Here is a 24,831-nt window from a genome sequence, read left to right as displayed (position 1 = left end):
AATATGTCGCCATTTGCTACACCGAGCGCCTTGTCGACGCCGGGATCGAGCCCTCGGTCGGCAGTGTCGGAGATAGTTACGACAACGCCCTGGCCGAGACGATCAACGGTCTGTTCAAGAACGAGGTGATCCACAGGCGTGGCCCATGGCGCTCGTTTGACGCCGTGGAATACGCCACTCTCGAATGGGTGGACTGGTTCAATAACCGACGCATCCTCGAACCCATCGGAAACATCACGCCGGCCGAGGCCGAGCAACAGTTTTATGCCGCTATGGACCACGTCCCCATGGCAGCATAACTTAAGAAAACCAGTCTCCGCCAATCCCGGGGCGGTTCACTCTTAACAACCAGTGACGAGGCCACGGAGTGTATCTGGCTTTTGATAAATACCCATGGCGAGACTCACGAAATACGCCGAATACCCCGCTTCGGTTCACAGGATATGAACATGGTGAAGGATGCGGCGATTGCAGGGCTGGGAGTTGCCTGGCTCCCGGATCATTTTGTTCGGGAGCCATTGGAGAAAGGCTTGTTGGTGCAGGTACTGCCGGAATGGACGGGGCCGGAAGGGATTGTTCATTTGGTATTTACGACGCGGCGGGGTCTGCCGTCAGCGGTCCGTGCGTTTATCGATCATCTGGCCGCGAGATGGGCAGGCAAAAGACTGCATAACAGGTTTTATACTTTGTGTGTCTTCTGTTGTTACTATGAAGATTTTATGAAAAGCAGAAACGTCATAACTAAAAATTTATTACATGGATTAAGGCAGGGAACAGAATAACGGAATTCGGGATTTATGTTTCATTTTGACCCCTCCTCGGCGGTATCGCTCGTTGCGCTATGCCTCTGTTTTGTTCTGGTCTGCGTCTTTGAATTTGCCAATGGCTTTCATGACACGGCCAATGCTGTTGCAACCGTCATCTATACCAATTCGCTGAAGCCGACTGTCGCAGTTGTCTGGTCGGGGTTGATGAACCTGCTGGGCGTGATTTTAGGCGGCATTTCCGTTGCTTACGCGCTGGTGGAGCTTCTCCCGCCGGATGTGCTTTCGCCTCCAAGCGGCAATCCGGCTGTTCCGATGCTGGTGGCCCTTTTCGGCACGGCTCTGGCCTGGAACCTGATGACATGGTGGTTCGGGATCCCGAACTCCTCCTCCCATTGCGTGATCGGTTCGCTGGTCGGCATTGCGATTGGTGATTCCTTCGTTCACGCCCGTGAACTGGGACATAGCGTGGACTGGAGCCAGATCTGGAAAGTGCTTCGTGCATTGGCCGTGTCGCCTCTGCTGGGTTTTGTGGGCGCTCTCCTGCTGTATTTCCTCATCCGTTCACTCGTGAAGATGCCGGAAATGTACAAGGCGCCGACGCCCGAGCAGAAGCCGAACCCGATCGTACGTGGCGTTCTGGTTCTGACCTGCACGCTCGTCAGCTTTTCACATGGCAGCAACGACGGTCAGAAGAGTATCGGCCTGATCATGCTGACGATCATCGGCATCATGCCCGCAACCTTTGCGCTGAACCCTGCCGCTCCTGTCAGCATCCAGCAGATCCGTCAGGACGCACAGCAGGCGCTGCCGCTGGTGACACAGTATGACCGGTATTCTTTCAAGGAAGATGCCATCGCGTCGATCAACCGTCTGTCCCAGACGGATGGCCCTTCAGAGGTGCCGGCTGAACTGCGTGGGGATGTGTATCAGGTTCTGTCCGGTCTGCGGTCCGTTGCTGCCAATCCAGCGGCGTCCGATGCCGAGAAGAAGCAGGCTTCCCGCCTTGCATCCGAACTGCGCCCGACTGTTGAATACGCTCCGGGCTGGGTACGTCTTCTGAGCGCGCTCTGCCTCGGAATCGGAACGATGGTCGGCTACAAGCGCATCGTCCGGACGTTGGGTGAAGGTATTGGAACGACGCATCTGACGCCTGCACAGGGTGCAGCTTCGGAAGTCGTGGGGGCAGGCCTGATCATGACGGCGGGTTATACCGGCCTTCCGGTGTCCACGACGCATATCATCACATCCGGCGTGGCTGGAACGATGGTTGCTGCGGGATCGGGCATTAACAAAAAGATGCTGAGCAAGATCGTGATGGCCTGGCTGCTGACACTGCCGGTGACGGTCTGTGTTGCGGCGACGGTGTTCTACCTTCTCGCCTGAGACATTTTCATCAGAGGCCGGAGCGTTCCTGCTCCGGCCATGACGACAAAGGGCCGCGGTGTGATCACGTCCCTTTGTCGTTTCAGGGCTGCGATTTCACAGCGCCCGTTCCTGCATCAAGAAACAGCGGATCCAGTCTGGGCTTGCGACTGAAATCGAACAGGTCTTCGAGAGAATTGGCATTCGTGTCGAAGGAGCCTTTGCCCAGTCTTTCGCCCTGAAGCCAGTTGTCTTCAATGAAACGGGGAATGGAAGACTGGGTCAGAAAGGTATGGCTGACATAGTTCGTCCGCGCCCAGGGTGACAGTACCAGCAGGGGGATTCTTGTTCCCGGTCCGCACCGGCCATTCACTTCAGCCCCGCCGACACCTTCGGGGCGCGCTGCGGTGCCGCACTGTCCCGGTCCGTCCAGCTGATCGACTTCGGGATCGGTGGAGCCATGACGGGGAGGGACGAAGGCATGGTCGTACCACCCGTCTGAATCGTCATAAGCGATGAAAATAGCAGTATCGCGCCATTCCGGGCGGGTCTGGATGAAATTGACGAGTTCAACCACGCCCTTCTGTTCGTCCAGTGGGTCCGAATAGCCCGCATGGGCGTCCTGCCAGGCTGGCATTTTTACAAAAGAAACGGCGGGGAGGTTTCCTGCTTTTGTCGCAGCAAAAAAGTCCTCAAGATCGTACTCGTGGTTGGCGGGGTCTGGTTGGCCATTGTCCGGGCGCAGGGTGCGTCCGATGGCGGCTACGGAAGACGGCCGTGCATGGGTCGGATTGGCCGTGGTGCCGTAATACTGGAACCAGTTATGGTGCGGGATATAGTCCGCCACGGTCTGGCTGACGGTCGGGGAAAGCGTTTGGCGCTGGCACCCTGTCGAGCCATCGGAGTTGTGGGTTGAGAGGTCGAACCCCCCCATGAACCCACCCCAGGGGATTCCATGTCTGTTGAGCAGATCCCCGATATTCGGCCCGGTCATCCGCACCTGATTGTCGGGGGTAGAGCAGACATCGTCGGCGGGATCAATGTCATTGATCATGGTCCAGCCGCCCTGTCCGTCTCCGACATAAGGCGATGCGGCATGCATTGTTGAAGGCTTCTGGGTTGTGGTTTTGATCTGCAGACCGTTGGTCTGGCCGGACACCACTTCCAGCGCGCCGGGTGTGGAGGGGCCGTATGTGTCTGTATAGGTCGCATCGCTCATGGCGAAACGCTGTGCGTAGCGCCACATTGCCGTGACGGTATTGCCGTCAAAATATCCCATGACCTCGCCTCTGGTGCCAAACGCCCCAACACCGCCGGGCAGTCCGCGTCCTGTATAGCGTGGGAACAGGTCGGACCGTCCGTGATCGTAGGCCCGCTGTTCGGCCGTATAGCCATGGTTCTGGTCGGCGGTGGCGGCCTGTGTGCGATCCAGCCTGAAGGGCAGGGAGGCGTCCCGGCCATTGGCCAGGATCGTGTTGGGATTGTGCCTTAGCAGGTCTGCTGTAGCGAGCGTATCAACGCGCGGTGTGTCTGCTGAAGGATGGAATTCAGGCTCCCCGGCAAGGTTGGCCGCTTTCGGGTATGTTCCGAAATAGTGATCGAAAGAGACGTTTTCCTGATAGATCACGACCAGATGTTTGATCGGCGTTTTGGTCGGAGGGGACGTTTCGGCTGCATGAGCGACGATCGGCCATGTCAGGCACAGGCCAATCGCCGCAACAGGAAGACGCAATGGAAAGTTCGTCATCAAAATAGTGGTCCGCCGCTGAAAGAATCCGGAATTCGGAGCTTTCCTAGCGGCAACACCGACTTCCGATGAAGAAACTTATTTGAAGATCAATGTTCTGATCTGAGGCGTTTTAGTCTCAGGCGCCAGCGATTTGCAGAGCCAACTGGGCCATACGGATAGCTCCCTCGCGGCTCGTTGCGCCGCAGATGAAGCGGGCAGGATGGGCAAAGACGGCGTCAGACACACCAGAAACGGCGGCCAGTTTGTCCCGCTCCAGACCACCCCAGGCTTCCGGCAGGGAAACGCGCTGGCCGAAATCGCCACGCACGGGCGGAACGGCCTTGACGTTCCATTGCTCCGGCCCTGCGGGAGAGACGACATACACAACTGGCAGGTCACGCTCGAAAATGACCTTTTCCGTCGGCATTCCCGTCTCCATGACCAGAATGCGCTTGTCTTCGGCGCTTTCGTAAGCCGCAATGACACGATCCGTCGCCTTGAGGCTGGCACGGATGCGGTCCACGACATTGATCAAATGCGAGGCGACGGCTGTGGCGGCATTGGCGAAACCGAGGGACTCCCGTGCGCGGGCCTCCTGCTTGCCGTAAAGTTCAGCCGTATCCCAGGGCGGGCTGCATGCCGAGACGATGTCTGCCAGCGAGAGTTTGCCCATCTTGACCACACCATTGTCATCCTGATCGATCGGCAGGATCAGGGACTTGTCGAGGCTCTGCCAGATCAAGTCCACGGCGGCATCATCGACCGGCGTGTTCAGGATGTTGCGAATGGCCGCGCGACCATAATCCTTCCATAAAAGACCAGCCGCACTATAGGGCGTGCCGTCTTCACGAAGGGGCTTGTCCTTCATGTGGTGGTCGTAACGGCCATGCGGCGGATCATAGAGGCCACCGACGTCGAAAACGATATCGGCCGATTTGATGACGTCCGGATTGCGCGTCCGGATAAACGTCAGGCGATCGGCAGATTTTTCTTCCAGAACACGCGCACGAAGATCCCCCTGCGGAGCGAGGGCGTAATGCAGGATCACATAACCCATGGTCTCGTCGACATGAAAGTTGCCAGAATGGGTGAGCGCCGTGACAGGCGTCGAGCCGTTTTCGAGACCAATGGGGGTATGGTTAGACATCTTGGGAACCTGCCGACAGGAAGAAAGGGACGTGTTGGCCGCTTTCATGCCGCAGGCCAGCCCGGCAGACAACCTCGCTGCCGGGATTGGTTTCTCAGCCGACCCGGTGCAGGGCGCACAGCTTGTTGCCATCCGGATCGCGCAGATAGGCCAGGTACAGGTCGCCCATTCCGGTTTGGCGGATGCCGGGCGGGTTTTCGATAGCCTCACCACCGTTTTCAACGCCAGCCTTATACCAAGCATCGGCCTGTTCGGGACTGCTCATGGCAAATCCGACCGTCCCGCCATTGGCGCCCGTGGCCGGTTCACCGTTCAGGGGCTTCGTGATGATCAGACGCCCACCGGAATGGGCATAGACAAGCCGACCCTTGGCATCGAGTTCGGCGGGCGTACAGCCGATGACACCCAGCGTTGCATCATAGAATGCTTTGGAACGGGCGATGTCGTTGCTACCCAGCATGATGTGGCTGAACATGAAAGACCTTCCTTTGTGACGGGCTGCGAGAAGACGGAAATGTTTCTCCGCAGGATCAGTCGATATTGATGTTACGGATTCCGCCGGGAATGCGCGTTTTGGAATCGCGCGGGACGAATGAAAGTCCGGTCGTATTGTAATCCGGGTTCTCCGCCATCGCCTGAAGGGTCATGTCGTCACGCACGTCCAGCGGGCGGCTATGTCCCTTGTTTTCTTTGCGAATGGTAGCAGCACAGAATTCTGCGGCAGCGGCGAAGGGGCGGGCATTGCCGTTCATCCCGCTCACCATCTGCTCCCGGATGCACTTGCTATCAGTATGTCCTGTGACCCACGGAGCAGAAGAACAGGACGCAAGCAAAAGAACGCTGGAAAGAAGAACGTAACGCATGAAGCAGAGCCTACTCGTGGCAGGGAACGGGATAAAGCATAGGCCCGGTAGAACCTGAGTGCTTATTGGATCGCTCCCTGCGAAAAGGTCAATGCCCTGTTTGGTCCTGACCGGAATGATATCGGTCAGGACCAAACATTTATTTACCGTGTCGCTGGCAGACCAGTCGTCAGGTTCTCGAACTGCTCTGGATGCTGGGACGTCGTGACGTCCCCGACGGGTTTCGGGTGATGCAGGTTATCATACTGCAACGGCGTAATGGACAGGGTCTGGTCCGTTGTGGGCAGGTCACGGATGGTCCAGCCGCCGCCGAGGCTGCGGATCAGGTCCACGTCCGCATGGTACAGACGGGTTGCGATCTCGACCTGATGGATGCGGCTTTCCAGCGTGTTTTCCTGACTGAAAATGGCCTCAAGATAGGTTCCGACGCCGCCCTGATAGAGCGTCATGGTCATGTTCTGCGTGGCGAGATTGGCTTTGACAGCCTGTTCCAGCGCCGCGTTTTCCTTGGTCAGACGTTCAGTCAGGGACAGCCCGTCTTCCACCTCGCGGAAGGCCGACAGAACTTTCATGCGATAGCCGTCGCGCGTTTCCCGATAGGCCGACCATGTTCTCTGAAGCTCCGCCCGGCGCAGTCCACCATCGAAGAGCGGCATGTCGAGCGTCGCGCCATAGGTCCACAACGAGTTGGCAAGGTTGGCCAGATCGAAGCCATTGGCGGAGAAACCACCATTCAGGCGCAGGGCGATATGCGGATAGAAAGCCGCACGCGCAATGCCGATTTCACGATTGGCCTGTGCCATTTCGCGCTCGGAGGAGGCGATGTCCGGACGACGCTGGAGCAGGGTGGAGGGAACGTTCGTGGGGATCGTGGGCTGTACGAAATGGAATTGCGGGCTGGCCGGGATGTGGAAGCTCGACGGTGAACTGTTGGTCAGCACCGCGATGGCATGTTCCGTAACCTGTCTTGCGGCCTGAATGTCCAGACGCGCTGCCTGCGTTGTATAAAGCTGCGCCTGTGCGCGTGCCAGATCAAGGCGGGGAGCGGCCTGATTCTGGAGCTGGTTCTCCGTAATGCGGACTGCGCGCTCGTAGTACCCGATGGACTGCGCATAGATCGCATCCTGCGCGTCATAGCCGCGAAGCTGGATATAGTCGCGGGCCAGTTCGGCCTGAGTGCTCAGGCGGGCCATGGCGAAATCGGCAGCGCGCTGCTGGGCGAACTGTTTCTGTTCGCGGACGCGGTTGCGGATGGATGACCAGAAATCAGGTTCCCATGAGGCCAGACCGCCATATTCCTCTTCGGTCTGGGTCAGGGTCGCACCGTTGCGGAACAGGCGATCAGCGGACTGTTTGTTGTCCGACGCACCAGCTTCGAGGCTGACATGCGGGAGCAGTTCCGAACGCGCGGCCACGACGAGGGCGCGGGCCTGAATGAAGCGTTCGGCGGCGGCCTGAATATCGCCGTTATCCGAGGTGGCGCGGGCTTCAAGATCGTTCAGCAGCGGGTCCTGAAACATGGTCCACCAGTTGGTGGGCAGTGCTGTATCCGCTGGTGTGGCCACGGCAAACGGCGCCTGTCCCTGCCATGAGGCAGGGACGACAAGGTTCGGAGCCTTGTAGGTGGGCGCCAGATCGCACGCGGACAGACCAAGCAGCGACAGGGCGGTGCCGCAGACCAGACCGGTGCGGCGGAGGCGGGAGAAGGATGGAATCATCTTACTCGTTCTCTTTTCCGAAACCGGACTGGTTATACCCACGTTGTGGGACGGTCACGTTGACCTTGTCGCCTTCGAGTAGGTCAGCTGGCGGGTTAGCAATCACGCGGTCGTTCGGGCCGATGCCAGTCTGAATTTCCGTTGAAGTATCGGCCATACGTCCGACTGTCACGTTCTGGAAATGGACCGTATTGTCGTCTCGGACCACCGCGAGCTGCATACCCTTTTCCTGAAACACCAAGGCACTCGTCGGCACTTCGTAGAGATGCGAGTTCTCGTTGTTCGCCTTGAGTTCCACCGAGGCAAAGGTACCGGGCCATAAGACTTCGTTCGGGTTGTCCATCTCGAACTCAGTGGTGGAGGTACGGGTGTTCGGATCATAACCGCGTGCGGTCGTCAGGAAGTTCGCCGTGAACTTGCGGTCCTTAAACTGCGGTACGGTAACTTCAGCCGTAATATCCGGCTGAAGAACGTACTGGAAGACTTCCGGTACAGCTATGAACAAACGCAGCTTGTGCACATCCGCAACGGTGAAGAGCTCGGAGGCCGTGCCCGCAGCATTGAGGTTACCGCCGCCGTCATGGACATAATCGCCGACGTTAATGTCACGCGAGGTCACAATGCCATCGAAGGGCGCGACGATTGTCTTGAAGCGTTCGAGCGCTTCAAAGTGCGCAACATTGCGTTGGGCAGCTTCGACCTGCGCCTTGGCGGACTGCTGGTCGGCCAGCGCGACAGAAACAGACTGTCCCGAGACGGACTGGGAACGACCCATGGCCTGCCAACGCTGGAGCGTGACATTGGACAGGTTGTACTTTGCCATGATCGACGCGAGGTCGGCCTTCGCCTGTGCGTATTGTGCGTCCAGTGCTGGGGCGTTGATCTCGGCCAGAACATCACCCTGCTTCACGCGGGCACCGTAATCCTTATACCACATCTTCACATAGCCCGAGACCTGCGGATAGATCGGCGCCTGATACCAGGCATCGATGTTGCCCGGCAGCGTCAAGGCGACCTTCTTGGGTGACTTCGTCGGCTTGATGACAGCAACGTCGGGAAGGGCATTTTCCTTGGTCTCTGCTGCGAGCACAGTAGAGACATGAATGCGGTCAACAACGATATAGCCGACATAGAGTGCGAGGAGGCACCCTCCCGCAGCGGCGATGAGTTTGGGAGAGGTAGCCATCAGGCGATTTCCTTCTGACGCGATGTGCGGTTGTGGAGGATTGCGTAGACGCAGGGAACAAAGAGAAGGGTCGAGATCGTTGCGACGATCAAGCCGCCAATGACGGCACGGCCGAGGGGCGCATTGGTCGAGTTCGATGTTGCCATCGGTATCATGCCCACGACCATGGCCAGCGCAGTCATGATAACAGGGCGGATACGTCCGTAACCCGCTTCGATAGCGGCCCTGAGTGCATCGCCGTGGATTTCGAGGCGTTCACGGGCGAAGGACACCACGAGAATCGAGTTCGCGGTTGCGGTTCCCATGCACATGATGGCGCCAGTCAGGGCCGGGACGGACAGACGTGTCTGCGTCAGGAACAAAGCCCATGCGATGCCGCCAAGCGCTCCCGGAAGGGCCGTGATGATGATGAACGGGTCCAGCCAGGACTGAAAATTCACCACGATCAGCAGGTAGATCAGGACGATCGAGATCGCGAGGCCGATGATAAGCTGTTTATAGGCACTTGCCATCGTCGTGGCCTGACCATGGATATCAACTTCGGCAGAGGTCGGCTTGTTATGATCGTCATGAGCGACGACCTGACGTACCTTGTCCAGCACGGAACCCATGTCAGTGCCTTCGATATTCACATAGATGTCGATTTCGGACATCGAGTTATAGTGCGACACTTCGCCCGGAGTGCCGGTTGCAACGACATTGGCGATGGCCCCCAGAAGCTGGGTCTTATCGTTGGGATCACCGTCTCCCTTGTCGACCGGAATGGTCAGCAGGTCATTGAGGTGGGTAAGCTGATCCTGTGATGTGTAGACGTTGAGTGGGAAAGTAACGTTATCGACTGGATCGAGCCAGAACTGAGGATCGACGACGCCGGAACCGGCAAGCGTCAGCAGTTCATTAGTTGCCAGATCAGCTTCGGTGATGCCTGTCGCCTGGCTGAAGGTTCGATTGCCGTTTACCATCAGTGTTGGTGTGGACATCGTCTGTTGGATGTTGACGTCTGCCGTGCCCGGGATCTGGCGAATGAGGCCGACCAGATGCTTGGCGTAGTTGTAGTTTTCCATGGCATCCGGGCCAGAGAGCTGGATGTCGATGGGAGCGGCTGAGCCGAAGTTCAGGATCTTGTTTGTCAGATCCGCAGGCTGGAAGCTGAAGACCGTTCCTGGGAAGCGCTTAGACAGATCCTTGCGCAGGAGGGCACGGTAATCCCAGACTGGGGATTCAGAGTTCTTCAAGGCGATCGTCAGATCGCAATCCTGCGTCCCGATGGACGGGGTCGGGATGAAGGCCTGGTTATGCGGTCCTTCAGGAAGGCCGCAGTTCGAGATGATGTTCTCGACCTTGCCCGGCAGAAGCTGGTTGATGCGATCGTCCACGAGGGCGGCGATGCGGCCTGCGACTTCAATACGCGTTCCGAGCGGTGCGCGCATGTGCATCTGAAGGGCATCGGATTTCACTTCGGGGAAGAAGTCCCGCCCTGCGACGAAATACAGCCCCATGGATGCGATGGAGAGCACCATGAACACGCTGACAAAAGCCCCACGGCGTGCCACGCAGCGTGTGAGGATCGTGTTGTATCCTTCACGGAAGCTGGTGAATCGCGCTTCGAAGCCTTTCTGGAAGCGGCTGAAGAAGCCCGATGGCGGACGCTGGGTCGCATGCGGGTTGGAGATGTCGATCGCAGAGTCATGGATACCGTGCGGGTCTTCATCCGGGCCGGGTGCGCCAACGGGGTGATGCACATGGCCTGCGAGAAGGTACTTCGCCATGGTCGGAACGAGGGTTCGCGATAGGATGAAGGATGCGATCATCGCGAACATGATGGCAAGAGCCATCGGCATGAAGAGATAGCCTGCGACGCCATCGAGTTCGAACAACGGCAGCCAGACGATGCAGATGCAGGTCGTGGAGACGAAGGTCGCGATGACGATCTGGTTGGCCGCATCAATAATAGCGGTTTCGAGATCCTTGCCCATTTCAAGGTGAACGTCGATGTTCTCGATCATCACCGTGGCATCATCGACGAGAATACCGACGGCAAGTGCCAGACCGCCGAGCGTCATGACATTGATCGACTGACCAGCCCATCCAAGTGCTATGATCGAGCACAGGATGGCGAGCGGAATTGAGGTCGCGATAATGACCGTCGAGCGCCAGGAACCGAGGAAGAGCAGAACCACGATACCGGTCAGGAACGACGCAGTGATCATTTCCTGAACCACATCTTTGATCTGATCCTTCACCATGATGGAGGCGTCGGACAGGATGGAGATATGGACGTCAGGCGGCAGGATCGCTTTCAGACGCGGGAGCAGGGCCTTGGTGGCCGCAACCACATCGAGCGTGGAAGCCGTGCCGCCTTTCTGGGTGATCATCTCGACGCCCTGGCGGCCTTTGACCAGCACAAGGTTAGTCTGAGGATGGCCACCGCGATAGACCGAGGCGACGTCGCGCACATAGATGACCGCATTGCCAACGCGCTTGACCGGAATATTGGCGATATCGTCCATGGATTCCGGGGCAGCGTTGGTCTGAACCATCCAGTCCGTCGCGTCGATCTTCTGGTCACCTGCTGGCAGAACAATGTTCTGGGCGGTCAGGGCTGCCTGAACGTCTGCTGCGGAGAGGTGGTGAGCCTGAAGCTGCTTCTGGTCGAGAGAGACCATGACGAAGCTGTCCATGCCGCCGTAAGGATGGGCGACGATGGCGCCGGGAACTGTGGCGAGGAGCGGACGAACGCGAATGACACCGAGCTTGAAGAGATCGGAGGGCGTCTGTTTGTCAGACGTCATCTGAAGGGCAATGACCGGAACCTGCGACGGGTTCAGGGCCACAATCATTGGCGCCGGGACTTTGGGCGGGAGCCCAAGCAGTACGGTCTGTGCGATAGCCGACACTTCGGCTTCGGCGGTGCCGACCGATGTTCCGGGCTGGAAATAGATATTGACGATCGAGCGGCCGTAATAGGAGTTTGACTCCATGTGCTCGATGTTCTGAACGGTCGTGGTAACGGCCAGTTCGAAGTTATAGGTGATACGGCCTGCAAATTCCTGAGGCAGAAGCCCCGGATAGGTCCAGATTGCCGCGACGACCGGAACCTTGATGTTTGGAAAAACATCGGTCGGCGTCTTGAAGATCGACATCACGCCAAGCAGCACGATCATGATCGACAGGACGACAAAGGTGAGCGGTCGCCTTAGCGCGGTGACGACGATGGCATTCATTCAGCTCGGTTCCCAACAGATTTTGAGCAAGGAAGGGAAACCGGGACAATAGGTGGGATGAAATACAACGTCTTTTAAATCGTGGTTTATGGAGTTTTTTTTACTTTTCAAAATATGTTAAAAATTTTTTTATGATTCGAAGATTGGAAGCAGTATTTACCAAAAACGGTACAGATCCCGTTACATTCTGAAAATTCACGAGATGGTGATTTTTTCAAGGAATGCTATGTCTTTTTCGTGAGTGGAAGACCTTGCTGAAAGTCCTGTCGGAGATCGAATGATGACGCTGAATCCTTTTCCTGCGCTGAATGATCCTCAGGTTCTTACGGACGTGACTGTGATGTCCGACCGCTATGAAAAGGCTCTGGGCGAAAATATCCTGCATGAACTGGATGCTCTGTTTTACGACGGCGCGGAAACGGTTCGTTACGGTGTGGGTGAGAACCTCTATGGGTTTGAGGAAATTCAGGCCTTCCGCCGGGCGCGGACGGGAGGGTCACCGCCGCGGGAGGTGCTGCGGCGTGTCATTACGGCTGTGGGGCAGGATGTCGCGACGGTGGATCTGGAGTTCCGGCGCATCGGGGCCGAAAAGATCGGGCGTCAGAGCCAGACCTGGTTCCGCACGCCCGATGGATGGAAGATCATTGCCGCGCATGTGTCGCTGATGGGGGCCGGATCTTAAACCCGGCCGTCAGCTTCCGCTGGAAACATATCCTGCAACCGCCCGGTGCCAGATCAGGACCATGACGCCCAGAAAGGCAAAGCCCGCCAGCGGAGACAAGGCGCCGATCCATGTCGGCACGCCTAGCGGGTCGGGATGGTTGAGGCTGAACAGGGCGGGATAGTAGCAGACGGCAGCGAGCGGCAGGACGAAGGTGATGAACCGCCGGAGCCAGCGGCCGAACATGGTCAGCGGATACTGTCCGGCCTCGACGCCGCCATAGGTCAAGACGTTCACGACTTCCAGCCCCTCGACCGTGATGAAGCACAGTGCGGCCTGTCCGATCAGAACGCCGAGGAACATGGCTGCGCCGCCTGCGATGGCGAGCGGCAAAACTAGAACGGCGCTCCACTGGACGTGCGGGGCAAGCCATAATCCCGCGATGAGAACGAACGCGCCCTGAAGGAAACGTCCTATGGGGCGCAGGCGCAGTTCGTGGCCCAGAAGCAGAAGCAGAGTCGAGCGTGGCCGCAGGAGCAGGCGGTCGAAGCTTCCGGTGCGGACGTACTCGCCGCCAAAGACCTCGAAGCCGCGCCCCAGCGTTTCGGCCACGGCAAATGCCACGTTCACAAGGCCATAAAGAACGGCGACCGTGCCGATATCCCAACCTGCAATACTGCCGAAACGGCGGAAGAGGCTCCATATGCCGAAGAAACCGAGCAGGGTCGTAACGAAATTTCCGATGGCCTGAATGGCGAATGTGCCGGGATAGCGGAGTTGCGCGACGATCGAAGCGCCCGCCATGCGGCGGTAGAGACCAAGGGCGCTGAGCGTGCGAGCGGGAGGCTGTGTCATGTCAGGCACCCTGCACCTCCAGTCGGTTGACCGTCTGGCGCATCCACAGACGTCCGAGAAGGGTCAGGGTGGCTAGCCAGAAAAGCTGAAGGCCCAGTCCGGTTACTGCACCGCCTGGGATGGGGGTGCCCAGATAGATGCGGATGGGAATGTCGGTAATTCCGGCGAAGGGCTGTGCGAGCAGGAAGGGACGGATCCAGTCGGGATAGAGCGGCAGCGGCAGGAGCATTCCCGAGAGCAGGACAGCCAGCGGCGTTCCAACGGCGTAACTGCCGAGCGGTGAGAGCGTACGGGCCGTCAGGATATTCCACCACATGACGATGGTGGCCGAGAGCAGTGCGCCGAGCGTGATGGACAGCAGCGACAGAGCCGCCGCAGCCATATCCGCTGGCGGTGCGAGGCTCCATGCTCCGAGGCCGACCAGCATGGCCAGCGGACCCGCCACGCAGGCCAGCAGGATCGCACGGGGTACGGCATTGCCCAGCAGACGCGCCAGAGTGGCCGACAGCCACCAGTTCCACATATCAACCGGGCGTAGCAGATCATAGACGATCGCGCCTGTTTTGGCGGCGTCTCCGATGGCGGGCAGGCAGCCCAGTGGCAGAAGCGTGAAGAGGGACTGCTGGATCCAGGTGTAGGTCATGGCCTGTCGCAGCGAGAGCGGGGCCTGGACGTCCGGGGCTGCATGATAGACGGACGCATAGGCCATCAATGTCACGGCACCGAACCACATCTGCGCCACCAGTCCGGCGATGACCGCGATACGGTAGCGCAGACCGATCTTCCATTGCAGCCCGAAGGCCGTGAGATAGGGGCGGAGTGTCATGCGGCGTGGTCCGCATAAAAGCGTGTGATGATCTCGTCGATTGAGGGGCGGCTGATCCTCAGATCGTCCAGCCCGGACAGATGTCCGACATGGGCGACGAGAGCAGGGGCCGGAATCTGGCGCGGATCGAACGTAATGGTGAGGCTGTGGGGCGCGCGGGCGGTTTCGACCGCTCCGGCCGGGAGCGCCAGTTCGGGCGGCGTACCGTGAAAGTCCAGTTCGAGAATGCGCTCGGACAGAGTTGTCATGCGCAGGTCCTCGAACGGGCTGTCCGCAAGGATACGGCCATGGCCGATGACGATCACGCGTTCGGCCAGCGCCTCGATATCATGCATGTCGTGGGTGGTGAGCAGGACGGTCGTGCCGCGGTCCTGGCAGAGTTCATGGACAAACGCCCGGACGGCGAGTTTTGACGGTGCGTCCAGACCGATGGTGGGCTCATCGAGAATCAGGATGTCGGGGTCATGGATCAGAGAGGCGGCGATTTCAGCGCGCATTCTCTGTCCGAGCGAAAGCTGACGGACGGACTGGTCCATAATTCCGCCCAGATCGAGTGCATCGGCCAGACGGGCGCGGTTGCGGGCGAAGCGTTCCGGTTCGACGCTATAAATATCCCGCAGGAGCGCCAGACCTTCACCGACCGACAAATCCCACCAGAGTTGGGTGCGTTGGCCGAAAACGACACCGATCCGCGCGACATGGGCCACACGGTTTGTCCATGGCACCAACCCGTTCACCTGCACTTCGCCGGAGGTGGGACGCAGGATTCCGGACAGGATCTTGATGGCCGTCGATTTTCCCGCGCCGTTCGGGCCGATGAATCCGGCGATCTGGCCTTTGGGAACGGAAAAGGAAATCCCGTCCAGCGCCACGATCTCGCGCGTCTTCCCGCGCCAGCTTCCACCTTCGCGGACTGTATAGGTTTTCCGCAGGTTTTTGACGGTAATGGCATCTGGAGCGGGGAAGGGAGGCTGCATGAGGGTTCCGGGATGGGAGGGGTAACGAAAACAAACGTGATCTTATTTCATAAAATAAAGTCTTATTGTTTCAATTGTCTCACTGTTTTGTGCCTTCCTGCAACAAAGCTCTTTCTGTAAAGTGAATTTTACTTAAGGGTGCCGATCATGGCATCCCTGTCTTTCGCATTTTTTTTGGCTCTGTAAGGGGATGTCGGTTTGAGGCATGTGAGTAAATTCCTGACGTTGGTTTCTGCTGGTACGGCTTATCGTCGGTCCGGTTCCGCTCTGTCGTTCGCTTTTGCCTGCGGGTTGGGGGTGCTCACGATGGGGGCCGGTACTGCCGAGGCGCAGAGCAGCAAGAGCAAGGCCAGTTCGGAAGATCTGACGAATCCTGCCCCCATGGGGTCGGAGACGCAGCCGGTTCCTCCGCTGTCCACGACCATTCCGGGTTTCCTCCAGTCTCCATACGGACCGCCGTCCTTTGGTGCGCCTTACGGCACGACCCATATGTTCGGGACCTGGGGAGGGGTGCAGCCTTGGCTTCAGAAGCATGGCATCTATGTTGCGGTGGATGTGTATGAAAGTCTTATGGGCAATGTGACGGGCGGCCGTCACCAGACCGAGACCAATGCCGGGCAGGTCGGCGTGACGGTTGATCTGGACTGGCATCAGATTTTGGGTGGCGACTGGTCGAAGGATCTGTGGCTGCATACGCTCATGGTGAACGGGCATGGCCGGAATCTGAGCGGTGATATCGGCGATAACGTCACGCAGGCTCAGCAGATCTATGGTGCGCGTGGCAATGTCGTGGCGCATCTCGTCTGGGCATACGGAGAAAAAGCGTGGTTCAACCGGAAGGTGGATCTGGCAGCGGGCTGGATCCCGACGGGCACGTTCTTTAATAATTCTCCTTGGCTTTGCAGCTTCGCGAACGTCTCCATGTGCGGCAACGTCACGCCGACCAAGTATCTCAATGGCGGACGTGACTGGCCGTCGGGCAATATGGGCACGGTTCTGCGTCTGATGCCGAACCCGCATCTCTATCTGATGGGCGGTCTGTTTGCCGTGTCTCCCCATTCTTATAATGGCGGTATTTCCGGCTGGTCCTGGGCGCAGAGCGGACTTGGAAAGCTCTCCACCGAGGTTGAACTGGGTTGGATTCCGGAGTTTGGTAAGGACAAGCTGATCGGCCATTACAAGGTCGGCGCCATGTACGACAATTCGCGCTATCACGATCTGTATGATGACGGTTCTGGACAGGCCTGGGTTCTGAGCGGACGTAGCCCGCGCTATCAGAGCGGTCAGACGTCCGTCTGGGTGCTGATGGATCAGATGCTGATCCGGCATGGCGATGGCCCGATGAACGGCCTCATGCTGGCGGGGTATTATTCCTATGCCTCAGGCCAGACCTCGGCGATGAACCATCATCTGGTTGGCTCTCTGCTTGATACCGGAAAGCTGTGGGGGCGGCCTCTGGATACGTGGGGTATTGCGTATCAGTGGATGAACTTCAGCCGGGCTGCGACCCTTCAGCAGGAAGCGTCGTTTGATAATGGCCTGCCGTTCCAGTCCACCAATTTCGGTGTCCCGCATGGCATTCAGTCCCATGAGAACATCTACGAGTTTTTCTACAGCTATCACATCATGACGGGTCTGACGTTGCAGCCGGATTTCCAGTATTTCAACCGTCTTGGGGGAACGACCCGCTACAAGGATGCTGCAGTTCTGGGGTTGGTTTTCAACGCTGCTCTCTGAGAGATCAGTTTCCTTTACGGAAGCGTGTGGAGAGAATGATGGCGGACACCGTCCTCTCTACACCTTCCATCTGGCCGATGTCGTCAATGGCACGGTTGATGCCCTCCGTCGTTGCGGCGCCGAGCAGGGCGATCAGGTCCGAGGCGCCGCTAACGGCGTGTAATTCGCGGAGTTCGGGAAGCGTTTTCAGGTCTCGCTCCACTTTCTGGCTATGGCGCGGCGTGATGACGATTGAGACATGTGCACGCAATAGGTCGTCGTCAGTATTCTCCACAAGCGTATAGCCACGAATATGGCCCTGCCGCTCCAGACGTTCCATGCGTCCCTGAAGGGTTGTGCGTGAAATCCCGAGCCTGCGCGCCAGAGCGGCGGTAGGCGTGCGCGCATTGCGACGCAGGATGTCGAGCAGGGCCTGATCTAGTGAATCCGTCATTCTGCCAGTTATAACCGGCAATCTGCCGATGGAAACTGCATTTCATCGTCGGGATGCCGCTTGAGATCCGTCTGCCCTGATCGTGATGCTGTCATAACACTTCCGGAACAGGATATGATCATGAAGCAGGTTACGGTTGCAGGCGCGGGAAAGATCGGTTCAGCCATTGCGGAGCTACTCCATCATGGAGGCTATGGCGTTACGCTGCTGGACTGCCATGCGGATCACCTTCAGGCGCTCGTCCTGCCGGAAGGCATCAAACGCAGGACGGTGGATATTGCGAAGGGGCTGGATGCCGAACTGCTAAATGGGCAGTTTGCGGTGCTCTCGGCACTCCCCTTTCATCTGACGCGGAATATTGCAAAAGCCGCCGCTACGGCAGGAACGCATTATCTCGACCTGACGGAAGACGTCGCCTCCACCAAAGATGTGAGGGCGCTGGCAGAAGGGGCGTCCAGCGCATTTATTCCGCAATGTGGTCTGGCGCCGGGCTTTGTTTCCATTGCTGCACATGATCTGGCGGAGCATTTCGATGAGGTCGAGACAATCCGGCTTCGGGTCGGGGCGCTGCCGCGCTTTCCGTCCAACGCGCTGGGTTATAACCTGACCTGGAGCACGGAAGGTCTGATCAACGAATATATCGAGCCGTGCGAGGCGATCGTAGACGGGCGACGGGTTTTGGTTCCTGCTCTGGACGGTGTCGAGACGCTGGGTGTCGACGGTGTGACCTATGAAGCCTTCAATACGTCAGGTGGGCTTGGGTCTCTGTGCGAGACCTATGAAGGTAAGGTGCGGGAACTCAATTATCGCACCATGCGCTATCCGGGCCATCGGGATATCATGAAGGTTCTGCTGTCGGATCTGCGTCTGTCGGAGCGGCGGCATATTCTTCAGGATATTTTCACGCATGCCATTCCGGGGACTGCACAGGATCTGGTTGTGCTTTCCGTCATCGTGACAGGTCTGAAGAACGGGAAGCTGCAGCAGAAAACCGTGGCGCGTTCCATTGAGGCGCAGGATTTCATGGGAGGGTTCCGCACGGCGATCCAGCTCACAACGGCTGGGTCCATCTGTGCGGTTCTGGATCTGCTGGCGGAAGGAAAAATTCCGACGCAGGGTTTTGTGCGGCAGGAAGATATTCCGCTGGCTGATTATTTGGCCAACCGGTACGGGAAAATTTATCAGTAAGACTGTATCAGGTCAGTATCTTCGTCAGCATCAGACTGGCGCTGACGAGGCCGGCCAGAGACAGGGCGACGGTGAGCATTAATGGTCCGCTGGCCTTGAAGACGGAGCGGACATCAATGCTCAGTCCCAATGCGGCCATCGCCATGACGGTCAGGGTCGTGGCGAGGGTGTTGAGGACGGGAAGAAGCGCTTCAGGGATTATATTGAAAGACCGGAAGGTTATCATCAGCAGAAACCCCGTGATGTACCATGGGACAAGCCGACGGGACGTTTGATGCGTTCCTGTCTGACGGTTTTTGCGAGCGTACAGAAGCGACAGGACAATGCACACGGGTCCCAACGTCAGGACACGCATGAGTTTGACCAGTGTTCCGGTATGCAGGGCAGCGGCACCGAATGGTGACGCTGCCGCCACCACCTGTGGGACAGCATAGACGGTCAGGCCGGCAACGCTGCCTTCCGCGATATCGGACAGATGCAGGAATGGCAGAAAAAGTGGCAGGCCCAGAACAATGGCAAGACCACCCGCAGCAGTGAAGGCAAGAGTGGCACCAATATCTTCTTCACGAGCATGAATGACGGGTGCGACGGCCATGATGGCGGAGTTTCCGCAGATCGAATTGCCGCAGGCCACGAGGACGGTTTGTGAGTGGGACAGGCCGGTGAGGCGCCCGATCAGTATGGTCAGGGCAAGGCTGAAAGCGACCATCCCAAAAACACAGACAAGAATTCCGGGACCTGCCGAGACAATTCCCCTCAGGTTGAATCCGGCTCCAAGAAGAACGATCGCCACATCCAGAAGGGATTTTGAACAAAACCTGATCCCTGGCTCGAAAACGCGGCTTCGACAGGAGACCATTCGGAGGCAGATCCCGATGACAAGGGCCAGATTGAGCATTTCAAGCCATGATTTCTGAAGGAATGCGCGTTCGATTTTTTCTGATTCAAAAGCCAGCAGGGCCGTGCTCGCGCAAAGAGCGACGCCGGGAAATTTCGTGACCAAAATTTCGGACAATCTGAAAGCGAGCCGGTTTCTGAAGCAGGATATGTGCATGATGATCTCCCTTGCCGGAGACATCTAGGCTGAGGCTGATATATCATTCCAACGAATAACTTTTCTGATTCCAATCGGAAAATCAGATGATTTCTGTTAGAAAGACGGCATGACACTCGATCAGCTTCGTCTTTTTATCGCTGTTGCAGAACGCGAGCACGTTACGGCCGCAAGTCAGGCAATGAACGTGACCCAGTCTGCCGTTTCGGCTGCCATTGCGGCTCTGGAAGCGCGTTATGGGATCAAGCTTTTCCATCGGGTCGGTCGAGGGATTGCTCTGACGGATGCAGGACGTTTGTTTCTGCCAGAGGCACGGGCAGTTGTTGCGCAGGCCTCGGCTGCTGAGAATGTCCTGAAAGATATCAGCGGTCTAAGGGGCGGTCAGTTAAAGGCAGTCGCCAGTCAGACCATTGCCGCATACTGGCTGCCTGCGATCCTTGTCGCCTTCCGGAAGAGATATCCTGACATCAAGGTCGAGCTGGCGATCAGCAATACGGAAGAAGCGGCTCGAATGGTCCGGGAGGGCGAGGCCGAGGTCGGGATTGTGGAGGCCGTTGTTGACGACCCCGCACTGCTGCAATGGCCGGTGGGGGAGGACCATCTGATACTCGTACAGGCCAATTCTCTGCTTCCATTGCGGATTGATGGCGTCTGGTTACGTCAGCAGGATTGGGTCATGCGAGAGGCGGGCTCCGGGACACGTTCCGCGCTGGAGCATTATCTCAGGGGCCAGGGGCTCGGTCTCAAAGACCTAAAGACCGGTCTTGTACTGCCTTCAAATGAGGGGGTGCAGACGGCCATAGAGGCTGGAGCCGGGATCGGCGCATTGTCGTCTCTGGTTGTTGGTCCGGCGCTGCGCGCAGGCACGTTGCACGCCGTATTTCAGGTCCCTGAAAGTCGTTTTTTCTATGGACTGCGTCACAAGGAGCGTTATCAAAGCCCGGCGGCCAAGGCCCTTCTTGACATGATCGAATTTTTCGCAGTTCCTCGGGGTTCTCTGGGGCAGAAGACGTGAAAAAGCCGCCCGTAAAGGCGGCTTTCTGAACATCAAATGTCCGTCAGAGCAATCAGATTGCTTTGATGCTTACTGCCGATGTCTTGCCGTTGCGACCAGCTTCGAGCTCGTAAGAGACGTGCTGACCTTCGTTGAGGGTGTGCATTCCGGCGCGCTCGAGTTCAGAGATATGAACGAACGCGTCCTGTCCACCGTTGTCAGGCTGGATGAAGCCAAAGCCCTTGGTGGAGTTAAACCATTTTACGGTGCCTGTTGCCATAACGAGGCTCCTTTTTAACAATAGCAGTCGTGTACAAGATACACACGAAATCATAACACTTAAGGAGAAAGAATGGCGCAACACGCGCCGAAAAACTCACTCAAGAGCACCTGCTGTATTGAGCTAGGCGCCATATTTTTTAAAAATGCAAGAGAAAAAACTTTTGGAGGAAATTTAAATTGTAACGCAACCAAATATTAAATGCAGTATTTTCGCGAGTTTATTTTTAGAAAACTATAATTACATTTTTTGGAATAAAATATCACTCCGGATCAAGATTGAGGTGTGGAAAAAATAATCGATAAATAACAAAATTTGATTTCGACCATGAGATAGCTAAATAGGAATAAGCACTGGTGTTTCAAGATCGCGCTTTCCTGACAGGACTTTTTGAGGCTGCCGTTGGTGCGGCGGAACCAGATCAGATTCTGTCAGCGTATCTCCCGAAGCTTCCGAAAGGACGAACGGTTGTCGTCGGAGCCGGGAAAGGAGCTGCTCAACTTGCGGCAGCTTTTGAACGCCTCTGGACGGGCCCCTTGAGCGGTGTGGTTGTTACCCGTTACGGCAATGTGTGTCCAACGCGGTTTATTCGTGTGTTGGAGGCATCGCACCCGGTGCCTGATGAGGCGGGTTTGGAAGCAACCAAGGCCCTTTTTGATGCCGTCAAAGGATTGGGGCCGGACGATCTCGTAGTGGCGTTGATCTGTGGTGGTGGGTCTGCTCTGCTTCCGTGCCCGCCGTCGGGAATGACGCTTGCGGATGAGGCTGAGCTGAATCGTATCCTGCTGGCTTCTGGCGCGCCGATTTCCGTCATGAACAGCATTCGCAAGCAGGTTTCCGGTATCAAAGGTGGTCGTCTTGCAGCAGCGGCAGCTCCGGCAAGGGTGGTGTCACTGGTGGTCTCCGATGTTCCGTTTGACGATCCCGCGCAGGTCGCATCAGGTCCGACTGTGCCCGATATGGGAACACGCGAGGAAGCCCGTCGTCTGGTCAAGACCTGGAAGTTGCGGTTTTCGGAGAAGATCCAAACATGGCTCGAGGGGGAGGAAGGGCAGGCACCTTTGGCGACTGATCGGATGTTTAGCGGGAATATTGCCCGTGTGATTGCCTCGGCGCATCTGTCTCTTGAAGCGGCAGCAGAGACAGCGCGGCAGGCTGGAATCCATCCCGTGATCCTGTCCGATGCGATCGAAGGGGAGGCCAGGGATGTCGGAAAAGTTCATGCCGCTCTTGTAAGAGAAATCGTTCTTAGGGACCGGCCTTTCCAAAAGCCTGCCGTCCTTCTGTCAGGCGGTGAAACTACAGTGACGATACGCGGGCAGGGGCGAGGCGGTCGGAACACGGAGTTCCTTCTGGCTTTTGCACTCGCTGCCGAAGGGCTGCCGTTTGTGGCTCTGGCTGCGGATACCGATGGTATTGATGGATCAGAAGATAATGCCGGGGCGTTTGCGGATGGTGGCAGTATGGCACGGCTGCGGGAAAAGGGGGTTAGTCCCGTTGATCTTCTGATGGAAAACGACGCTTACAGCGCGTTCGAGGCTTTGGGTGATCTGTTTGTGCCCGGTCCGACCGGAACGAATGTCAACGATTTCAGAGCCATTCTGATCCGTTAGGACTGGATTGACGTCTTGTGCGGGTTGTAATCCGCACAAGACGTCACGGTTTGATCAGAAAATCTGGCGGAACAGAACATAGAGGATGCCTGCAATCGCCATTGCGGCCGGCAGGGTGGTGACCCATGCCAGAGCCATGGAACGCAGGGTGGCGACCTGAATGCCCGAACCGTTGGCGGCCATTGTTCCAGCCACGCCGCTCGACAGGATGTGTGTCGTCGAAACAGGCAGGCCGTATCTTTCGGCCAGACCGATGGTCGTCATCGCCACGAGTTCAGCTGAGGCTCCTTCGGCATAGGTCATGTGTGTCTTGCCAATCTTCTCGCCGACAGTCACGACAATCCGCTTCCATCCCACCATCGTGCCAAGACCCAGCGCAATGGCGACGGAAATCTTGACCCAGAGTGGAATGAAGCGCGTGCCGTGATAAAGTTCAGACTGAAAGGTTTTTAGCGCATTCTTTTCGCTTGGCGTGAAATCCTTTGCTTCTCCCATGACGCGGATGGCATCTGCGACCAGATACATGTCCGTACGAACGTTCGGAACCGCGGCAGCAGGGACGGCTTTCATGGAGCCATAGGTTTTGACCGAAGTGGAGATGTCATTGCTGAGAACAGCCAGTGCATCATAGGTCTGCGGAGTGGTGATGGACTTGGCGCGCAGGCCAGCCCCCACGATCTCACGGGCGTTTTCTGCGGTGAGCGTGGTGGATGGGGTTGGGGTGTGGCTCAGGAAGATCTTTTCGGCTTCTGCTGAAGACTGGAAGAACGCGGGCATGGCGCTTTCCGGCATTGCCCGGTTCAGAGCGTAGGCGGTGGGTGCTGCGCCGATCAGGATCAGCATGATCAGGCCCATACCCTTCTGCCCGTCATTGCCCCCGTGCGAGAATGAGACGCCGGTACAGGTAAAGATCAGCAGCGAACGGATCCACAGGGGCGGGGGAGTGTCGCCTTTAGGGGCCTGATACAGGGCCTTGTTGCGGATCAGAAATTTCATGACGAGAAGCAGAGCCCCGGCCATGAGGAACCCGATGACGGGACTGAACAGCAGTGCGGAGAAAACTTTCTCGACCTGCCCCCAGTCGACGCCCTGCGTTGCGGCCCCTGTCGGTGACATCAACTGGTTGGCCAGACCGACACCCATGATCGACCCAACGAGGGCATGGGACGAACTATTGGGGATGCCGAATGCCCATGTCACGAGATTCCAGACGATGGCGGCGATCAACAGGGCGAAAATCATGGCATAGCCCGCACCGCTTCCGGCCTGAAGGATGAGTTCCACCGGCAGGAGTGTGACGATACTGTAGGCAACTGCGCCGGTTGAGAACGCAACCCCGAGAAAGTTCCAGAACCCGGACCAGATGACGGCAACGAGAGGGGGCAGGCTTCGGGTGTAGATGACGGTTGCGACTGCGTTGGCGGTGTCGTGAAAGCCGTTAACGAACTCGAAAGCCAGAGCGATGACCAGCGCGATTCCGAGCATCACAAAGGTGCCCGTTGCGAGAGCTCCTTCGCCGACTGAATGCATATCTCGAAGAATACTGAATGCGGCAAATCCCAATGCGCCGATCAAAACTGTAAAAAAGAGGACAACATGAAGAGGCTTGTTGCCTCCACTCATGTTGGGGCGCGAAGAGGACTGGATTTCCGCGCTGGAGCCTATCGTCGTTTCAGACATCACCGATCCATGGGTTGTTTAACTTTTTTCAATTTATGGCAGTCGGTATGGAGATGCGACTATTGAAGCATGACCGTTTTGAGACAGTTGATCCAAATTGAAACCTTTTGTTGTTATCGACATATTGGTGCGTTATTTTTGCATTATGAATTCAGTAATTTTCGTTGTTTTGATTTTATTGATTGAGATGGTTTTTTATTTCATTATCAGAATTTTTTCTGTCCGATGGATAGTCTGATAAATGATAAATCGTTTCCACTTTCTGAAAGAAACCGGAAAAAGACTTAGGCGTTTTTCCATGCTGAATCGTATTCTCGAAGGAATATACATGAAAAAATCAATCCTGCTCCTGCTGGCTCTTTCGGTCTCCTGCGTCACGCTGACAGCGTGTGAGCAGCATCGGACTTTTGGCGAGAAGGTTCGTGATACGCTCGATCCGCCAAAGGGGCCGATTGAGCGGGCGGGACGATCTGTTGACCGGTCTCTTGGGAACTGATTCTCGCCGCAACCTTTGGCGGTGAAATCTTTATTAAATTA

General features: G+C 57.2%; 22 protein-coding genes and 1 pseudogene. 9 read left to right on the top strand and 14 right to left on the bottom strand.

All coding sequences use genetic code 11. The features are described 5' to 3' along the window. The 3 genes and pseudogenes from GKO01_RS13715 to GKO01_RS13705 form a co-directional block, all read left to right on the top strand. Positions 1 to 299: integrase core domain-containing protein (locus GKO01_RS13715; protein ID WP_145994778.1), on the top strand; the 299-nt coding region annotated here is incomplete at its 5' end. A gap of 36 nt (positions 300 to 335) precedes the next feature. Next, a pseudogene (locus tag GKO01_RS13710) lies at positions 336 to 782 on the top strand (LysR substrate-binding domain-containing protein); the annotation flags it as partial. A 15-nt stretch (positions 783 to 797) separates the two neighbouring features. Continuing rightward, on the top strand, positions 798 to 2,150 hold the full coding sequence (locus tag GKO01_RS13705) for an inorganic phosphate transporter (RefSeq protein WP_062028903.1): 1,353 nt from the start codon (positions 798 to 800) through the stop codon (positions 2,148 to 2,150). A gap of 82 nt (positions 2,151 to 2,232) precedes the next feature. Here the strand turns inward: GKO01_RS13705 and GKO01_RS13700 are convergent, their stop codons facing one another. The 7 genes from GKO01_RS13700 to GKO01_RS13670 all read right to left on the bottom strand — a co-directional run bounded on the left by GKO01_RS13700 (position 2,233) and on the right by GKO01_RS13670 (position 11,996). After that, positions 2,233 to 3,876 carry a phospholipase C gene (locus GKO01_RS13700; protein WP_099287519.1) on the bottom strand — a complete coding sequence of 548 codons (1,644 nt, stop codon included), beginning with the start codon at positions 3,874 to 3,876 and terminating at the stop codon, positions 2,233 to 2,235. Positions 3,877 to 3,994: 118 nt separating this feature from the next. Further along, positions 3,995 to 5,005, bottom strand: a complete 1,011-nt coding sequence (locus GKO01_RS13695) for an MYG1 family protein (RefSeq protein ID WP_099287523.1) — start codon at positions 5,003 to 5,005, stop codon at positions 3,995 to 3,997. A 94-nt stretch (positions 5,006 to 5,099) separates the two neighbouring features. Further along, on the bottom strand, positions 5,100 to 5,480 hold the full coding sequence (locus GKO01_RS13690; protein WP_099287518.1) for a VOC family protein: 381 nt from the start codon (positions 5,478 to 5,480) through the stop codon (positions 5,100 to 5,102). A 55-nt stretch (positions 5,481 to 5,535) separates the two neighbouring features. Beyond that, a complete protein-coding gene (locus GKO01_RS13685) occupies positions 5,536 to 5,868 on the bottom strand; it encodes a hypothetical protein (protein WP_145994777.1) in 333 nt (110 codons plus the stop codon). A gap of 143 nt (positions 5,869 to 6,011) precedes the next feature. Next, on the bottom strand, positions 6,012 to 7,586 hold the full coding sequence (locus GKO01_RS13680; RefSeq protein WP_099287516.1) for an efflux transporter outer membrane subunit: 1,575 nt from the start codon (positions 7,584 to 7,586) through the stop codon (positions 6,012 to 6,014). Between the two features lies 1 nt (position 7,587). Further along, positions 7,588 to 8,772: an efflux RND transporter periplasmic adaptor subunit gene (locus GKO01_RS13675; protein ID WP_099287515.1), complete on the bottom strand. Its 1,185-nt coding sequence runs from the start codon at positions 8,770 to 8,772 to the stop codon at positions 7,588 to 7,590. Then, entirely contained in the window at positions 8,772 to 11,996 is a 3,225-nt protein-coding gene (locus GKO01_RS13670; protein WP_099287514.1) for an efflux RND transporter permease subunit, read from the bottom strand. Before GKO01_RS13670 ends, GKO01_RS13675 begins: the two co-directional genes overlap by 1 nt. A 280-nt stretch (positions 11,997 to 12,276) precedes the next feature. Between GKO01_RS13670 and hpxZ the strand changes: the two genes are divergently transcribed. After that, a complete protein-coding gene (gene hpxZ / locus GKO01_RS13665) occupies positions 12,277 to 12,678 on the top strand; it encodes an oxalurate catabolism protein HpxZ (protein ID WP_099287522.1) in 402 nt (133 codons plus the stop codon). A 9-nt stretch (positions 12,679 to 12,687) separates the two neighbouring features. Here hpxZ and GKO01_RS13660 read toward each other — a convergent pair whose 3' ends face one another. The 3 genes from GKO01_RS13660 to GKO01_RS13650 are packed head-to-tail and all read right to left on the bottom strand — an operon-like array spanning position 12,688 to position 15,315. Beyond that, on the bottom strand, positions 12,688 to 13,512 hold the full coding sequence (locus tag GKO01_RS13660; protein ID WP_099287513.1) for an ABC transporter permease: 825 nt from the start codon (positions 13,510 to 13,512) through the stop codon (positions 12,688 to 12,690). A gap of 1 nt (position 13,513) precedes the next feature. Next, entirely contained in the window at positions 13,514 to 14,338 is an 825-nt protein-coding gene (locus GKO01_RS13655) for an ABC transporter permease (protein WP_099287512.1), read from the bottom strand. Further along, positions 14,335 to 15,315: an ABC transporter ATP-binding protein gene (locus GKO01_RS13650; RefSeq protein ID WP_099287511.1), complete on the bottom strand. Its 981-nt coding sequence runs from the start codon at positions 15,313 to 15,315 to the stop codon at positions 14,335 to 14,337. The genes GKO01_RS13655 and GKO01_RS13650 overlap by 4 nt, the downstream gene beginning before the upstream one ends. Before the next feature lie 207 nt (positions 15,316 to 15,522). On the opposite strand from GKO01_RS13650, the gene GKO01_RS13645 reads away from it, so the two are divergent. After that, the gene (locus GKO01_RS13645) at positions 15,523 to 17,052 is read left to right on the top strand and encodes a carbohydrate porin (protein ID WP_244901476.1); all 1,530 of its coding nucleotides are present in this window, start codon (positions 15,523 to 15,525) and stop codon (positions 17,050 to 17,052) included. Positions 17,053 to 17,056: 4 nt separating this feature from the next. Here the strand turns inward: GKO01_RS13645 and GKO01_RS13640 are convergent, their stop codons facing one another. Next, positions 17,057 to 17,485 carry an Lrp/AsnC family transcriptional regulator gene (locus tag GKO01_RS13640; RefSeq protein ID WP_062027508.1) on the bottom strand — a complete coding sequence of 143 codons (429 nt, stop codon included), beginning with the start codon at positions 17,483 to 17,485 and terminating at the stop codon, positions 17,057 to 17,059. A 120-nt stretch (positions 17,486 to 17,605) separates the two neighbouring features. Here GKO01_RS13640 and GKO01_RS13635 point away from each other — a divergent pair, with 120 nt between their 5' ends. Next, on the top strand, positions 17,606 to 18,673 hold the full coding sequence (locus GKO01_RS13635; protein WP_099287520.1) for a saccharopine dehydrogenase family protein: 1,068 nt from the start codon (positions 17,606 to 17,608) through the stop codon (positions 18,671 to 18,673). A 7-nt stretch (positions 18,674 to 18,680) separates the two neighbouring features. Here the strand turns inward: GKO01_RS13635 and GKO01_RS13630 are convergent, their stop codons facing one another. Next, positions 18,681 to 19,727, bottom strand: a complete 1,047-nt coding sequence (locus tag GKO01_RS13630; protein WP_174694301.1) for a YeiH family protein — start codon at positions 19,725 to 19,727, stop codon at positions 18,681 to 18,683. 109 nt (positions 19,728 to 19,836) lie between these two features. On the opposite strand from GKO01_RS13630, the gene GKO01_RS13625 reads away from it, so the two are divergent. After that, positions 19,837 to 20,742, top strand: a complete 906-nt coding sequence (locus GKO01_RS13625; RefSeq protein ID WP_099287509.1) for a LysR family transcriptional regulator — start codon at positions 19,837 to 19,839, stop codon at positions 20,740 to 20,742. 52 nt (positions 20,743 to 20,794) lie between these two features. Here the strand turns inward: GKO01_RS13625 and GKO01_RS13620 are convergent, their stop codons facing one another. Next, on the bottom strand, positions 20,795 to 21,001 hold the full coding sequence (locus GKO01_RS13620) for a cold-shock protein (protein ID WP_062027513.1): 207 nt from the start codon (positions 20,999 to 21,001) through the stop codon (positions 20,795 to 20,797). 356 nt (positions 21,002 to 21,357) lie between these two features. On the opposite strand from GKO01_RS13620, the gene GKO01_RS13615 reads away from it, so the two are divergent. Beyond that, positions 21,358 to 22,614 carry a glycerate kinase type-2 family protein gene (locus tag GKO01_RS13615; protein ID WP_456303734.1) on the top strand — a complete coding sequence of 419 codons (1,257 nt, stop codon included), beginning with the start codon at positions 21,358 to 21,360 and terminating at the stop codon, positions 22,612 to 22,614. Between the two features lie 54 nt (positions 22,615 to 22,668). Here GKO01_RS13615 and GKO01_RS13610 read toward each other — a convergent pair whose 3' ends face one another. After that, on the bottom strand, positions 22,669 to 24,294 hold the full coding sequence (locus GKO01_RS13610; protein ID WP_099287507.1) for an inorganic phosphate transporter: 1,626 nt from the start codon (positions 24,292 to 24,294) through the stop codon (positions 22,669 to 22,671). A gap of 328 nt (positions 24,295 to 24,622) precedes the next feature. On the opposite strand from GKO01_RS13610, the gene GKO01_RS16040 reads away from it, so the two are divergent. Next, positions 24,623 to 24,790 (top strand): hypothetical protein, encoded by a 168-nt coding sequence (locus GKO01_RS16040; RefSeq protein WP_167383494.1) that lies wholly within the window; start codon positions 24,623 to 24,625, stop codon positions 24,788 to 24,790. Positions 24,791 to 24,831: the final 41 nt, after the last annotated feature.

It is taken from the genome of Gluconobacter kondonii (assembly GCF_002723995.1).
Taxonomy (GTDB): domain Bacteria; phylum Pseudomonadota; class Alphaproteobacteria; order Acetobacterales; family Acetobacteraceae; genus Gluconobacter; species Gluconobacter kondonii.
This window is presented reverse-complemented; position numbering and strand designations above follow the sequence as displayed.